Source organism: Streptomyces sp. NPDC006923, from assembly GCF_040635655.1.
Lineage (GTDB): Bacteria > Actinomycetota > Actinomycetes > Streptomycetales > Streptomycetaceae > Streptomyces.
The window spans coordinates 159522-172076 of sequence record NZ_JBEYIF010000012.1 but is presented as its reverse complement, the minus strand read 5'-3'; the positions used below and the strand labels follow the sequence as shown (position 1 = coordinate 172076).

Annotated in this window: 20 protein-coding genes; 1 reads left to right on the top strand and 19 read right to left on the bottom strand. The window is 67.2% G+C overall.

Annotated features, from left to right (window positions below):
• The first annotated feature begins 53 nt into the window (after positions 1-53).
• Positions 54-1022: a hypothetical protein gene (locus ABZ707_RS24145; protein ID WP_360178592.1), complete on the top strand. Its 969-nt coding sequence runs from the start codon at positions 54-56 to the stop codon at positions 1020-1022.
• A 53-nt stretch (positions 1023-1075) separates the two neighbouring features.
• Here ABZ707_RS24145 and truA read toward each other — a convergent pair whose 3' ends face one another.
• The 19 genes from truA to rplX all read right to left on the bottom strand — a co-directional run bounded on the left by truA (position 1076) and on the right by rplX (position 12553).
• A complete protein-coding gene (gene truA / locus ABZ707_RS24140; RefSeq protein ID WP_360178589.1) occupies positions 1076-1939 on the bottom strand; it encodes a tRNA pseudouridine(38-40) synthase TruA in 864 nt (287 codons plus the stop codon).
• A gap of 73 nt (positions 1940-2012) precedes the next feature.
• On the bottom strand, positions 2013-2510 hold the full coding sequence (rplQ, locus tag ABZ707_RS24135; protein WP_319680029.1) for a 50S ribosomal protein L17: 498 nt from the start codon (positions 2508-2510) through the stop codon (positions 2013-2015).
• Between the two features lie 134 nt (positions 2511-2644).
• Positions 2645-3667: a DNA-directed RNA polymerase subunit alpha gene (locus ABZ707_RS24130; protein WP_319680028.1), complete on the bottom strand. Its 1023-nt coding sequence runs from the start codon at positions 3665-3667 to the stop codon at positions 2645-2647.
• 128 nt (positions 3668-3795) lie between these two features.
• Positions 3796-4200: a 30S ribosomal protein S11 gene (rpsK, locus tag ABZ707_RS24125; protein WP_003956432.1), complete on the bottom strand. Its 405-nt coding sequence runs from the start codon at positions 4198-4200 to the stop codon at positions 3796-3798.
• A 66-nt stretch (positions 4201-4266) separates the two neighbouring features.
• Positions 4267-4647, bottom strand: a complete 381-nt coding sequence (rpsM, locus tag ABZ707_RS24120) for a 30S ribosomal protein S13 (RefSeq protein ID WP_319680027.1) — start codon at positions 4645-4647, stop codon at positions 4267-4269.
• A gap of 195 nt (positions 4648-4842) precedes the next feature.
• The gene (gene rpmJ / locus ABZ707_RS24115) at positions 4843-4956 is read right to left on the bottom strand and encodes a 50S ribosomal protein L36 (RefSeq protein ID WP_003956441.1); all 114 of its coding nucleotides are present in this window, start codon (positions 4954-4956) and stop codon (positions 4843-4845) included.
• 54 nt (positions 4957-5010) lie between these two features.
• Complete coding sequence (infA, locus tag ABZ707_RS24110; RefSeq protein WP_003956442.1) at positions 5011-5232, bottom strand: translation initiation factor IF-1; 222 nt, start codon at positions 5230-5232, stop codon at positions 5011-5013.
• Positions 5233-5390: 158 nt separating this feature from the next.
• Positions 5391-6227, bottom strand: coding sequence for a type I methionyl aminopeptidase (gene map, locus ABZ707_RS24105; protein WP_360178584.1), 837 nt, complete (start codon positions 6225-6227; stop codon positions 5391-5393).
• Positions 6228-6366: 139 nt separating this feature from the next.
• A complete protein-coding gene (locus ABZ707_RS24100) occupies positions 6367-7035 on the bottom strand; it encodes an adenylate kinase (protein WP_360178581.1) in 669 nt (222 codons plus the stop codon).
• Positions 7035-8354 carry a preprotein translocase subunit SecY gene (secY, locus tag ABZ707_RS24095; RefSeq protein ID WP_360178578.1) on the bottom strand — a complete coding sequence of 440 codons (1320 nt, stop codon included), beginning with the start codon at positions 8352-8354 and terminating at the stop codon, positions 7035-7037. Before secY ends, ABZ707_RS24100 begins: the two co-directional genes overlap by 1 nt.
• A 255-nt stretch (positions 8355-8609) precedes the next feature.
• The gene (gene rplO, locus ABZ707_RS24090) at positions 8610-9065 is read right to left on the bottom strand and encodes a 50S ribosomal protein L15 (RefSeq protein ID WP_319680023.1); all 456 of its coding nucleotides are present in this window, start codon (positions 9063-9065) and stop codon (positions 8610-8612) included.
• A 1-nt stretch (position 9066) separates the two neighbouring features.
• Positions 9067-9249, bottom strand: a complete 183-nt coding sequence (gene rpmD, locus ABZ707_RS24085; protein WP_319680022.1) for a 50S ribosomal protein L30 — start codon at positions 9247-9249, stop codon at positions 9067-9069.
• Entirely contained in the window at positions 9249-9854 is a 606-nt protein-coding gene (rpsE, locus tag ABZ707_RS24080) for a 30S ribosomal protein S5 (protein WP_128554712.1), read from the bottom strand. Before rpsE ends, rpmD begins: the two co-directional genes overlap by 1 nt.
• 46 nt (positions 9855-9900) lie before the next feature.
• Complete coding sequence (gene rplR / locus ABZ707_RS24075) at positions 9901-10284, bottom strand: 50S ribosomal protein L18 (protein ID WP_360178573.1); 384 nt, start codon at positions 10282-10284, stop codon at positions 9901-9903.
• Between the two features lie 3 nt (positions 10285-10287).
• Complete coding sequence (gene rplF, locus ABZ707_RS24070) at positions 10288-10827, bottom strand: 50S ribosomal protein L6 (RefSeq protein WP_360178570.1); 540 nt, start codon at positions 10825-10827, stop codon at positions 10288-10290.
• Positions 10828-10848: 21 nt separating this feature from the next.
• Positions 10849-11247, bottom strand: a complete 399-nt coding sequence (rpsH, locus tag ABZ707_RS24065; protein ID WP_319680019.1) for a 30S ribosomal protein S8 — start codon at positions 11245-11247, stop codon at positions 10849-10851.
• A 237-nt stretch (positions 11248-11484) separates the two neighbouring features.
• Complete coding sequence (locus ABZ707_RS24060) at positions 11485-11670, bottom strand: type Z 30S ribosomal protein S14 (RefSeq protein ID WP_003948630.1); 186 nt, start codon at positions 11668-11670, stop codon at positions 11485-11487.
• 2 nt (positions 11671-11672) lie between these two features.
• A complete protein-coding gene (rplE, locus tag ABZ707_RS24055) occupies positions 11673-12230 on the bottom strand; it encodes a 50S ribosomal protein L5 (protein WP_319680018.1) in 558 nt (185 codons plus the stop codon).
• Positions 12230-12553, bottom strand: coding sequence for a 50S ribosomal protein L24 (gene rplX / locus ABZ707_RS24050; RefSeq protein WP_030351442.1), 324 nt, complete (start codon positions 12551-12553; stop codon positions 12230-12232). Before rplX ends, rplE begins: the two co-directional genes overlap by 1 nt.
• Positions 12554-12555: the final 2 nt, after the last annotated feature.

Sequence of the window (12555 nt, the reverse complement as noted above, 5' to 3'; positions counted from 1 at the left end):
TCTCCGTCTCCCGCGCACAACTCCCTTGCGCCGTCCGGTCTAAACTGCGCGCCATGAGCTTTGGGCAAGGGGGACCCCCATGGGGTGGCCCCGGTTCTCCGGGACAGGACCCGTACGGATCCCAGCGCGGATCTCAGGACCCGTACGGCGCACAGGACCCGTACGGCGCACAGAACTCGTCACGGGACCCGTACGCACCCGACACACCGGACTGGGCCGCGCTGGCCGACGCCTCCGCCGCGCGCACCCGCCGCCGGCGCTGGCTGCTGATCGGCGGCGGGGTGCTCGCGACCGCCGTGGTCACCGCGATCGTGGCGACGGCGGTCGTCTCCATGAGCGGCGGCGGCGCGGACCGCGCCGCCGACAAGAACCCGAGTGAGCCGACCGCGGTCACCGGGGCGCCGAGCGGGAGCGCCGAGCCCGAGCCGTCCTTCTCCTCCGTCGCGCCGCTGCCCGTGCCGAGCCCCAAGGACTTCATCTCCAGCGCGGACCGGGACAGGGCGCCGCTGAGCGCCGACACCCTCTTCCCCGGCCGGAAGCTGACCATGGGCGACCGGGTCTACGAGAAGGGCGCCACGAGCAGCACCACCAACTGCGCCGCGGCGACCCAGGGCTCCCTCGGTTCCGTCCTCGCCTCCAACAGCTGCGACCGGGTCATCCGCGCCACCTACGCCAGGGACGGCGTCGCCGTGACCATAGGCGTCGCCGTCTTCGGCGAGGAGCGGCAGGCGCTCAAGGCCAAGAACGAGGTGGACCAGAAGAAGAGCGGTGTCGCGTCGCTCTCCGGGGCCGGTGTCACGACCTTCTGCCGGGCCCCCTCCGTCTGCCGCAGGACCGTCAACTCGTACGGCCGGTACGTCTACTTCACGGTCGGCGGGTTCACCAGCGGCAAGGACGTCACCACGGCCGACAAGGACGTCTACAGCACGGGGGACGACATCGCGGAATTCACCTTCCGCCAGATCCACCGGCGCGGCGTGCTCCAGGCCTCGGCGGCGGCCACCGTGCCCGCCGGTCAGTAGGGTCCCGCCGGCGCGGTCGCCGGGCCCGCCGGTCCGGCGACCGCGCCCCCGGCTCAGCAGCAGCCGGCCGCGCCGCCCAGGGTCCGCTTGTTCCTGGCCACCCGGCTGCGCGCGGCCAGCAGCTCGTCGGCCGGATAGCCCACTTCCTCCAGCGTCAGCCCGTGCGGCCGCACCACATGCACCGCCGAGTCCCGGACACCGGCGGCCAGCACCTTCGCCGGCCACTCCACGCCCCGGTGCCCGTCCCCGACGAACAGCAGCGCGCCCACCAGCGAGCGCACCATGTTGTGGCAGAAGGCGTCGGCCCGCACGGTCGCGGTGACGATCCCGTGCGCGTCCCGCTCCCACTCCAGCCGCTGGAGCGTACGGATGGTGGTCGCGCCCTCACGTCGCTTGCAGTACGCCGCGAAGTCGTGCTCGCCCAGCAGCCCGGCCGACGCCGCGTTCATCGCCGCCACGTCCAACGGCCAGTCGTGCCACAGCACATGACCGCGCAACAGCGGATCGACACCGCCGGGATGGTCCACCACCCGGTACGCGTAGCGCCGCCAGACCGCCGAGAAACGCGCGTTGAAGCCCGGCGGCGCCTCGGCCACCCGCCAGACCCGCACATCGTGCCCGAGCCGCCCCGCGAGCCGCCTCAGCAGCCGCTCCCGGTGCTCGGCCCACACGTCCTCCGGCAGATCGACGTGCGCGACCTGTCCGCGCGCGTGCACCCCCGCGTCCGTGCGCCCGGCGACCGTCAGCTCATAGGTGCGCGAGGAGCGCGTCACCGTACGCAGCGCGTCCTCGATCTCCCCCTGGACGGTGCGCCGGGTGGCCTGCTTCGCCCAGCCGGAGAAGTCCTTGCCGTCGTACGAGAGATCCAGCCGCACCCGTACATGTCCGGGCGCCGCGCCCTCGTTGTCCTCGCTCACCCGATGATCCTCTCAAAGCGGAACGGGCCCGCCCCCGTGAGGGAGCGGGCCCGTCCGTCAGCCGTTGGAACGCTCAGGCGTCCTTGGACTCCGACTCGGCCGGCTTGGCGTCCTCGACGGTCTCGGCCGGAGCCTCGTCCTTCTTGAGGGCGTCTTCCTTGACCGCGCGCTTCGTCGCCGCCTCGGCCTCACCGGTGGCCTCCTGCGCCACGGTCAGGGCCTCAACCAGCTCGATGACCGCCATCGGGGCGTTGTCGCCACGACGGTTGCCGATCTTGGTGATACGCGTGTAACCACCGGGGCGGTTCTCGTACCGCGGAGCGATCTCGGTGAAGAGCGTGTGGACGACGCCCTTGTCCGTGATCGACTGCAGCACCAGGCGACGGTTGTGGATGTCGCCCCGCTTCGCCTTGGTGATCAGACGCTCCGCGACCGGACGCAGGCGGCGGGCCTTGGCCTCGGTCGTGGTGATGCGGCCGTGCTCGAAGAGCGACTTCGCGAGGTTCGCGAGAAGCAGCTTCTCGTGCGCGGCGCTGCCGCCCAGACGGGCACCCTTGGCGGGCTTCGGCATGGTGTTACTCCTTCATATCTGCACCGGCCGTGTCAGGTACCGGTGTCAGTTCCCGGCGGGCGGCCGCCCGCCGGAAGATCCGCTCGCTCCGGCCAGAGGCGCCCGGCTGATCCGGACGCCCCCGCCGGAGGCGATCAGTACTGCTCGGTCTCGACGAAACCGGCGTCCGCGTCGTCGTCCGCGCCGAAGGCGTCGGCCGCGGCGGTCGGGTCGAATCCGGGCGGGCTGTCCTTGAGCGCCAGGCCCATGCCGTTCAGCTTGGCCTTGACCTCGTCGATCGACTTCGCACCGAAGTTACGGATGTCGAGCAGGTCGGCTTCGGAACGCGCGACCAGCTCACCCACGGAGTGGATGCCCTCGCGCTTGAGGCAGTTGTACGACCGAACGGTGAGCTCCAGCTCCTCGATCGGCAGGGCGAGATCGGCGGCGAGCGCGGCGTCCGTGGGCGACGGGCCCATGTCGATGCCCTCGGCGTCGATGTTGAGCTCGCGCGCCAGACCGAACAGCTCGACCAGGGTCTTGCCCGCGGACGCCATGGCGTCGCGCGGCCGCATGGCCTGCTTGGTCTCGACGTCGACGATCAGCTTGTCGAAGTCGGTGCGCTGCTCGACACGGGTCGCCTCGACCTTGTACGTGACCTTGAGCACCGGCGAGTAGATGGAGTCGACCGGGATACGGCCGATCTCCTGGCCCACCTGCTTGTTCTGCACGGCGGAGACATAGCCGCGACCGCGCTCGACGGTCAGCTCCATCTCCAGCTTGCCCTTGCCGTTCAGCGTCGCCAGAACGAGATCCGGGTTGTGCACCTCGACACCGGCCGGCGGGGCGATGTCAGCGGCGGTGACCAGGCCGGGACCCTGCTTGCGCAGGTACATCACGACCGGCTCGTCGTGCTCCGAGGAGACGACGAGCTGCTTGATGTTCAGGATGAGGTCGGTGACGTCCTCCTTGACACCCGGCACGGTGGTGAACTCGTGCAGGACACCGTCGATCCGGATGCTGGTGACGGCGGCACCGGGGATCGAGGAGAGGAGCGTACGGCGAAGGGAGTTGCCGAGCGTGTAGCCGAAGCCCGGCTCCAGCGGCTCGATGACGAACCGGGAGCGGTATTCGTCGACGACCTCTTCGGTCAACGAAGGACGCTGAGCGATAAGCATGGTGGGATCCTCCAGTCTTGGCACCCACTATTTGATGCCAACGGAACAAGCGTACGGGCGGTACGGCACCGAATGCCGTACCGCCCGCGAAGTCCAGCACCTGTGACCCCCCGCGAAGGGGGACAGGGTCAGACGCGGCGGCGCTTCGGCGGGCGGCAGCCGTTGTGCGGGGTGGGCGTGACGTCCTGGATCGAACCCACCTCCAGGCCGGTGGCCTGGAGCGAGCGGATCGCGGTCTCACGGCCGGAGCCGGGACCCTTGACGAAGACGTCGACCTTGCGCATGCCGTGCTCCTGCGCGCGGCGGGCGGCCGACTCGGCGGCCATCTGCGCGGCGAAGGGGGTGGACTTGCGCGAGCCCTTGAAGCCGACGTGGCCGGCGGAGGCCCAGGAGATCACATTGCCCGAAGGGTCGGTGATCGAGACGATCGTGTTGTTGAACGTGCTCTTGATGTGGGCGTGCCCGTGAGCGACGTTCTTCTTTTCCTTGCGGCGCACCTTCTTGGCTGCGCCCTGACGGCCCTTAGGAGGCATGTCTTTACTCCTGCGTGGAGGTGGTCGGTCCTACAGCGAAGACCGCTGATGAGCGTCCGCTGAGGACTACTTCTTGCCCGGCTTCTTCTTGCCGGCGATCGCGCGACGCGGGCCCTTGCGGGTACGAGCGTTCGTGCTGGTGCGCTGACCGTGCACCGGCAGGCCGCGGCGGTGACGCAGACCCTGGTAGCAGCCGATCTCGACCTTGCGGCGGATGTCGGCGGCGATCTCGCGACGGAGGTCACCCTCGGTCTTGAGGTTGCCGTCGACGTACTCGCGGATCTTGACGAGGTCTTCCTCGGCGAGATCGCGGACGCGCACGTTGGGGTCGATACCGGTGGCGGCGAGCGTCTCCTTGGACCGGGTGCGCCCGATACCGAAGACGTAGGTGAGGGCGACCTCGACGCGCTTTTCGCGCGGGAGGTCAACGCCTGCGAGGCGTGCCATGCATGGCTCCTGTTGATGTCGGAGGTCTTCCGCAGTGTCTCTCCCGGACAGCGGTGTCCTCATCTACACAGGGGACGCTTCCGGGTCTCCGGCCTCCGCCGGAGGTGTCGCCGCCCATCACCTGGGCGTCGGACACTGCGTATGTACGAGTTGCTCGCGTCGCGCGAAGTACTGCGAGAGGCAGGCGGTCTTGCGTCAGCCCTGGCGCTGCTTGTGGCGCAGGTTGTCGCAGATGACCATGACCCGGCCGTGACGGCGGATCACCTTGCACTTGTCGCAGATCTTCTTGACGCTCGGCTTGACCTTCATGATTAAGGTTCTCCGGGTCAGTGCGGACACCCCGGCACGGGGCGCCTGCAAGATCTACTTGTATCGGTAGACGATCCGGCCACGCGTCAGGTCGTAGGGAGACAGCTCCACCACAACCCGGTCATCGGGAAGGATTCGGATGTAGTGCATCCGCATCTTGCCGCTGATGTGCGCGAGGACCTTGTGACCGTTCTGGAGTTCCACCTTGAACATGGCGTTCGGGAGGGACTCGATCACGGTGCCCTCAATTTCGATGGCACCTTGCTTCTTGGCCACGCTTCGCCCTTCGAATCGGCTACCTTGATCGACTCTCGCCGCCGTATGCGGACACACGGGTACACCAGAGCCGACGCGTCAGTCTACGGCAGCACACTCGAAAAGACGAATCCGTTGAGTCTGCCCACCGGCGGAGATTTCTAAGCGAATCCCGGGCGCTACGCCAGCGGATCGGGAGCGGCGGTCACACCCAGCTCCGCCAGCTTCGCCCGGCCGCCGTCGGGCGACGTCAGGACCAGCGGGCCCGCGTCCGTGAGCGCCACGGAGTGCTCCCAGTGCGAGGACCAGGTGCCGTCGGTGGTGATGACGGTCCAGTCGTCCTCCAGCACCTCCGTCCGGGCCGTACCGAGCGACACCATCGGCTCGATCGCCAGACAGAAGCCGGGGACCAGCCTGGGCCCCTTGCCGCGCTTGCGCGAGACGTAGTTCAGCAGATGCGGGTCCATGTGCATCTCGGTGCCGATGCCATGGCCGCCGTAGTCCTCGATGATCCCGTACTTGCCGCCGCCCGGCCGGGGCTGGCGGCGGATGTAGGTCTCGATGGCCCGGGACACGTCCACCAGCCGGCTGCCGTTCCGCATCGCCGCGATACCGGCCCACATCGACTCCTCCGTCACCCGGGAGAGCTCGATCAGCTCCGAGGCGTGACCGGAGCCGACGAACGCCGTGAAGGCGGCGTCGCCGTGCCAGCCGTCGACGATCGCCCCGGCGTCGACGGAGATGATGTCGCCGTCCTTGAGGACGGTCTTCTCGTCCGGGATGCCATGGACGACGACATTGTTCACCGAGGTGCAGATCGTCGCGGGGAACCCGCCGTATCCGAGGAAGTTCGACTTCGCGCCGTGCTCGGCCAGCACCTTGCGGGCGACCTCGTCGAGATCCTTCGTGGTGGCACCCGGCACCGCGGCCTCGGCCGTGGCCGCGTGCACGGCGGCGACGACCAGCCCCGCCTCGCGCATCTTCGCGATCTGCTCGGGAGTCTTGATCTCCACCATGACCGTGCCTTCCACCTGACTCTTGTGACGGGGACTGTGCGACCGGCTGGGTGGCCGGCCGTGTGGCCACTGACAGCCTGTTCAACAGTAAGGCCGTGGTGTCCCGGGGGACGCCACGGCCTTACGGGTACCGCTCTGCTCAGGAGGCCCGGGCGGCCCGGGCCTGCTGGAGCGCCTCCATCGCGCGCTCGGTCACCTCGGTGACCTTGCCGAGCGCGGAGATCGTCACGACCAGGCCCTGGGCCTTGTAGTGATCGATGATCGGCTCGGTCTGCGTGTGGTAGACCTCCAGCCGCGTCCGCACCGTTTCCTCGGAGTCGTCGTCCCGCTGGTACAGCTCGCCGCCGCAGGTGTCGCAGACACCTTCCTGCTCCGGCGGGCTGTACGTCACATGGAAGACATGCGAGCTGTCGTTGCGGCAGACACGCCGGCCGGCGATCCGCTTCACGACCTCCTCCTCGGGGACCTCCAGGTCCAGTACGGCGTCCAGCCGGACACCGTCCTCCTTGAGCGCCTCGTCCAGCGCCTTGGCCTGCGAGAGATTGCGCGGGAAACCGTCCAGCAGGAAGCCGTTGCCGGCGTCCGGACGGGACATCCGGTCCCTCGCCATCGCGATCGTCACCTCGTCGGGCACCAGCTCGCCGGCGTCCATGTACGCCTTCGCCTTCTTGCCGAGCTCCGTGCCCTGGCTGATGTTGGCGCGGAACAAGTCGCCCGTGGAGATGTGCGGGACCGACAGGTTCTTGGCGAGGTACGCGGCCTGCGTTCCCTTGCCGGCACCGGGCGGCCCGACGAGGACGATTCGCATCAGCGGAGGAACCCTTCGTAATTGCGCTGCTGAAGCTGGCTCTCGATCTGCTTCACGGTCTCCAGACCCACACCCACGATGATCAGGATGCTTGTCCCGCCGAACGGGAAGTTCTGGTTCGCACCGCCGAAGCCCGCCAACGCCATCGTCGGGACAAGAGCAATCAGACCCAGGTACAGCGAGCCCGGCCAAGTGATCCTGTTGAGCACATAGCTCAGATACTCGGCAGTAGGTCGACCTGCCCGGATACCCGGGATGAAGCCACCATACTTCTTCATGTTGTCCGCTACTTCTTCGGGGTTGAACGAAATGGCCACATAGAAGAAGGCGAAGAACACGATCAGCAGGAAGTACGTGGCGATGTAGTAGGGGTGGTCACCCTTGACGAAGTGCGCCTCGATCCACGTCTTCCAGCCCGCGTTCGAGTTGGAGAACTGCGCGATCAGCGCCGGGATGTACAGCAGCGACGAGGCGAAGATGACCGGGATCACACCCGCCTGGTTGACCTTCAGCGGGATGTACGTGGACGTACCGCCGTAGGACCTGCGGCCGATCATGCGCTTCGCGTACTGCACGGGGATCCGGCGCTGCGCCTGTTCGACGAAGACGACCAGGCCGACCATCACGAAGCCGATCAGAATGACCGTGCCGAACTCGATCCAGCCCTTGGCGAGCGTGCCGCTCTGCTTGATGGCCCACAGCGCGCCGGGGAAGCCGGCGGCGATCGAGATGAACATGAGGATGGACATGCCGTTGCCGATGCCGCGGTCGGTGATCAGCTCGCCGAGCCACATGACCGCCGCGGTGCCCGCGGTCATGGTGATCACCATGGTGACGGTGACAAAGATCGAGCGGTCGGGGACGATCTCCGAAGCGACCGGGCAGCCGCTGAAGAGCGCACCGCTGCGCGCGGTGGCGACCAGGCCCGTGCCCTGCAGCACGGCCAGGGCGACCGTCAGATAACGCGTGTACTGCGTGATCTTGGTCTGGCCGGAACTGCCCTCCTTCTTGAGGGCCTCCAGCCTGGGGATGACCACGGTCAGAAGCTGCAGGATGATGCTCGCTGTGATGTACGGCATGATGCCGAGCGCGAAGATCGTGATCTGCAGCAGCGCCCCGCCACTGAACATGTTCACGAGCCCGAACAGGCCGTTGTTGCCCTTCTGGGCCGCGTCGACACAAGTCTGGACATTCTCGTAACTGACACCGGGTACGGGAACGTGTGCCCCGAGCCGGTACAGCACGATGATGGCGAGTGTGAAGAGCAGCTTCTTGCGCAGGTCGGGCGTCTTGAACGCCCGGGCGAACGCGGTGAGCACGGTGCCTCCTGCGACCCCCGCGCTACTGCGTCAGAGGTGACGGTATTGAGGATCGACGGATACGGAACAAGCGGTACCGCGCGAGGAACCCCTGCGGACACACCGCGCGGCGGGGGTCCGGGAGCGAGCTCCCGGCTTCAATACAGCAATAATGCACGCCACCATACCGGCGACAGTGCCCACCTTGGAACGACCAACCGGGGATGCCCCTTATGAGAGGCATCCCCGGTTGGGTGTTCAAGCCATCGAGTGGTCTCAGACGAGCTCGGTGACGGTGCCGCCGGCGGCGGCAATCTTCTCCTTGGCGGAGCCGGAGACGGCGTTCACCGAAACCTGCAGCGCCACGGAGATCTCGCCCTGGCCCAGGACCTTGACGAGGCTGTTCTTGCGTACCGCGCCCTTGGTGACCAGGTCGGCCACCGTGACCTCGCCGCCCTCGGGGTAGAGGTCGGCGAGCTTGTCCAGGTTCACGACCTGGTACTCGGTGCGGAACGGGTTCTTGAAGCCCTTGAGCTTCGGGAGACGCATGTGGAGGGGCATCTGGCCACCCTCGAAGCGCTCCGGAACCTGGTAACGGGCCTTGGTGCCCTTGGTGCCACGACCTGCGGTCTTACCCTTGGACGCCTCACCACGACCCACACGGGTCTTGGCGGTCTTGGCGCCCGGGGCAGGACGGAGGTTGTGGACCTTCAGCGGGTTGTTCTCCGCCATGTCAGTCGACCTCCTCAACCGTCACGAGGTGGCGGACGGTGTGCACCATGCCGCGGAACTCGGGGCGGTCCTCCTTGACAACCACGTCGTGCAGGCGCTTGAGCCCGAGCGAACGCAGGGTGTCGCGGTGGTTCTGCTTGCTGCCGATGTACGACTTCGTCTGCGTGATCTTGATGCGAGCCATTACGCACCCGCTCCCGCTCGCGCACGCAGCAGAGCCGCGGGGGCGACGTCCTCAAGGGGCAGACCGCGGCGGGCCGCGATCTCCTCGGGACGCTGCAGGCCCTGAAGGGCCGCCACGGTCGCGTGCACGATGTTGATCGCGTTGTCCGACCCGAGCGACTTCGACAGGATGTCGTGCACGCCCGCGCACTCCAGCACGGCACGCACCGGGCCACCGGCGATGACGCCGGTACCGGGGGAAGCCGGCTTGAGCAGGACAACGCCCGCGGCCTTCTCGCCCTGGATCGGGTGAGGGATGGTGCCCTGGATACGGGGGACCTTGAAGAAGTGCTTCTTGGCCTCCTCAACACCCTTGGCGATGGCGGCCGGCACCTCCTTGGCCTTGCCGTAACCGACACCCACGGTGCCGTCACCGTCGCCCACCACGACCAGCGCGGTGAAGCTGAAGCGACGACCACCCTTCACAACCTTGGCGACGCGGTTGATCGCGACGACGCGCTCGACGTACGCGGTCTTCTCGGCCGCGGCCGCACCGCCGTCACGGCCCTTCCGGTCCCGCCGCTCGCCGCCACCGGCACCGCTTCCGCGGCGCTGGGGTCCAGCCATTGGATCTACCTCTCTCTGTTACGTCCGCTAGCTCCGGAACCGGGGCTCAGAACTTCAGCCCGGCCTCGCGGGCGGCGTCAGCCAGAGCGGCAATCCGCCCGGCGTACTGGTTGCCACCACGATCGAACACGACGGCCTCGACACCGGCCGCCCTGGCGCGCTCGGCGACCAGCGACCCGACCTGCTTGGCCTGGGCGCTCTTGTCACCTTCCACACCGCGGATCGAGGTGTCCAGGGTCGACGCCGACGCGAGCGTGTGGCCCGCGATGTCGTCGATGACCTGAGCCACCATGTGGCGGTTGGAACGCGTCACGACGAGGCGGGGGCGCTCCTGCGTACCCGACACCTTCTTGCGGACGCGGATGTGCCGGCGCTTGATGGCAGCGGCCTTGTAGGCCTTGCCCTTGGCGATCTTGACACCGTATGCCATGGCTTACTTACCAGCCTTTCCGACCTTGCGGCGGATGACCTCGCCCGCGTACTTGACGCCCTTGGCCTTGTACGGGTCGGGCTTCCGCAGCTTGCGGATCTTGGCGGCGACCTCGCCGACCCTCTGCTTGTCAATGCCCTCGACGGAGAACCGGGTGGGGTTCTCCACCTTGAAGGTGATGCCTTCGGGGGCCTCGATGAGGATCGGGTGGCTGTAGCCCAGGGCGAACTCCAGGTTGGAGCCCTTCGCCTGGACGCGGTAACCGACACCGCTGATCTCGAGCGCCTTGACGTAACCCTGGGTCACGCCGGTGATCATGTTCGCCACCAGCGTGCGGGACAGGCCGTGCAGGGCCTTGTTCTGACGCTCGTCGTTGGGGCGCAGCACGAGAAGCGTGCCGTCCTCGCCCTTGGTGACCTCGATCGGCGCGGCGACGGTGTGCGAGAGGGACCCCTTGGGGCCCTTCACCGCGACCGTGCGGCCTTCGATGGTGACGTCCACACCGGCGGGAACCTGGATGGGGAGCTTGCCGATTCGCGACATGAGCTTTTCCTCCGTTCCCGACTACCAGACGTAGGCGAGGACTTCCCCACCTACGCCCTTCTTGCCTGCCTGCTGGCCGGTCAGAAGACCGTGGGACGTGGAGATGATCGCCACGCCCAGGCCGCCCAGGACCTTCGGCAGATTGGTGGACTTCGCGTACACGCGCAGACCCGGCTTGGAGATGCGCTTGATGCCGGCGATCGAACGCTCGCGGTTCGGGCCGAACTTCAGCTCCAGGACGAGGTTCTTGCCGACCTCGGCGTCCTCGACCTTCCAGCCGGTGATGAAGCCCTCCTGCTGGAGGATTTCCGCGATGTGCGACTTGATCTTGCTGTGCGGCATCACGACATCGTCGTGGTATGCCGAGTTCGCGTTACGCAGACGCGTGAGCATGTCTGCGATGGGATCAGTCATGGTCATGAATTGGCCTTCGGCCTCTCTCGCCGGGGTTTCCTGTATGCGCCATCCCTCTCCCCGATCAGAGCCGGGACGGGTGCGGTGCGGGGACCTACGGCGTAGTAAGCGTTGTCAGCGGGCTGTGGCCCGCGGGCGGTCCGGATCAGCGGGCGCCCAACCCCACAAGCCTACGGCATATGAGGAAGGGCTCCCGCCAACCAGTTGCTTACCGAGAGCTTCGGGTAATTCCCAAAAAGGGAATTACCAGGAGCTCTTGGTGACGCCCGGCAGCTCGCCGCGGTGTGCCATCTCACGGAGGCATACGCGGCACAGGCCGAACTTGCGGTAAACGGAGTGGGGACGGCCGCAGCGCTGGCAGCGGGTGTAACCGCGCACGCCGAACTTCGGCTTGCGGGCGGCCTTAGCGATCAGAGCCTTCTTCGCCACGGTCAGTTCTCCTTGAACGGGAAGCCGAGGTGACGAAGGAGGGCACGACCCTCGTCGTCGTTGGTCGCCGTGGTGACCACGGTGATGTCCATGCCCCGGACCCGGTCGATCTTGTCCTGGTCGATCTCGTGGAACATGACCTGCTCCGTGAGACCGAAGGTGTAGTTGCCACGGCCGTCGAACTGCTTCGGCGACAGGCCGCGGAAGTCACGGATACGCGGCAGCGCGAGCGACAGCGTACGGTCCAGGAACTCCCACATGCGGTCACCGCGGAGGGTGACGTGGCAGCCGATCGGCTGACCCTCACGCAGCTTGAACTGCGCGATGGACTTCCGGGCCTTGGTGACGGACGGCTTCTGGCCGGTGATCGTGGTGAGGTCGCGGATGGCGCCCTCGATCAGCTTGGAGTCGCGGGCGGCGTCGCCCACACCCATGTTGACCACGATCTTCACAAGGCCGGGGATCTGCATGACGTTCTCGTAGGAGAACTGCTCACGCAGCTTGCCCGCGATCTCCTCGCGGTAGCGCAGCTTCAGACGCGGTGCAGTGGTGGTCGTCATCAGATGTCCTCACCGGTCCGCTTGGCAACGCGGATCTTGTTGCCCTCGTCGTCAAAGCGGTAGCCGACGCGGGTGACAACCTTCTTGCCGTCCTTCTCCACGACCAGCTGAACATTGCTGATGTGAATGGGGGCCTCGGTGGTCACAATGCCGCCGGTCTGCGAACCGCGAGCCGTCTGACCGGCCTTGGTGTGCTTCTTGACCCGGTTGACACCCTCGACGAGAACACGGTCCTGCGTGGGGTAGGCCACAATGACCTTGCCCTGCTTGCCCTTGTCCTTACCGGTGATGACCTGAACCAGGTCGCCCTTCTTGATCTTCATGC

Coding starts and splice junctions, on each gene's coding strand:
- ABZ707_RS24145 (WP_360178592.1), top strand. CDS start 54: ATGAGCTTTGGGCAAGGGGGACCCCCATGGGGTGGCCCCGGTTCTCCG.
- rplQ (WP_319680029.1), bottom strand. CDS start 2,510: ATGCCGAAGCCCGCCAAGGGTGCCCGTCTGGGCGGCAGCGCCGCGCAC.
- ABZ707_RS24130 (WP_319680028.1), bottom strand. CDS start 3,667: ATGCTTATCGCTCAGCGTCCTTCGTTGACCGAAGAGGTCGTCGACGAA.
- rpsK (WP_003956432.1), bottom strand. CDS start 4,200: ATGCCTCCTAAGGGCCGTCAGGGCGCAGCCAAGAAGGTGCGCCGCAAG.
- rpsM (WP_319680027.1), bottom strand. CDS start 4,647: ATGGCACGCCTCGCAGGCGTTGACCTCCCGCGCGAAAAGCGCGTCGAG.
- rpmJ (WP_003956441.1), bottom strand. CDS start 4,956: ATGAAGGTCAAGCCGAGCGTCAAGAAGATCTGCGACAAGTGCAAGGTG.
- map (WP_360178584.1), bottom strand. CDS start 6,227: ATGGTGGAGATCAAGACTCCCGAGCAGATCGCGAAGATGCGCGAGGCG.
- ABZ707_RS24100 (WP_360178581.1), bottom strand. CDS start 7,035: ATGCGAATCGTCCTCGTCGGGCCGCCCGGTGCCGGCAAGGGAACGCAG.
- rplO (WP_319680023.1), bottom strand. CDS start 9,065: ATGGCGGAGAACAACCCGCTGAAGGTCCACAACCTCCGTCCTGCCCCG.
- rpmD (WP_319680022.1), bottom strand. CDS start 9,249: ATGGCTCGCATCAAGATCACGCAGACGAAGTCGTACATCGGCAGCAAG.
- rpsE (WP_128554712.1), bottom strand. CDS start 9,854: ATGGCTGGACCCCAGCGCCGCGGAAGCGGTGCCGGTGGCGGCGAGCGG.
- rplR (WP_360178573.1), bottom strand. CDS start 10,284: ATGGCATACGGTGTCAAGATCGCCAAGGGCAAGGCCTACAAGGCCGCT.
- rplF (WP_360178570.1), bottom strand. CDS start 10,827: ATGTCGCGAATCGGCAAGCTCCCCATCCAGGTTCCCGCCGGTGTGGAC.
- rpsH (WP_319680019.1), bottom strand. CDS start 11,247: ATGACCATGACTGATCCCATCGCAGACATGCTCACGCGTCTGCGTAAC.
- rplE (WP_319680018.1), bottom strand. CDS start 12,230: ATGACGACCACCACTGCACCGCGTCTGAAGCTGCGCTACCGCGAGGAG.
- rplX (WP_030351442.1), bottom strand. CDS start 12,553: ATGAAGATCAAGAAGGGCGACCTGGTTCAGGTCATCACCGGTAAGGAC.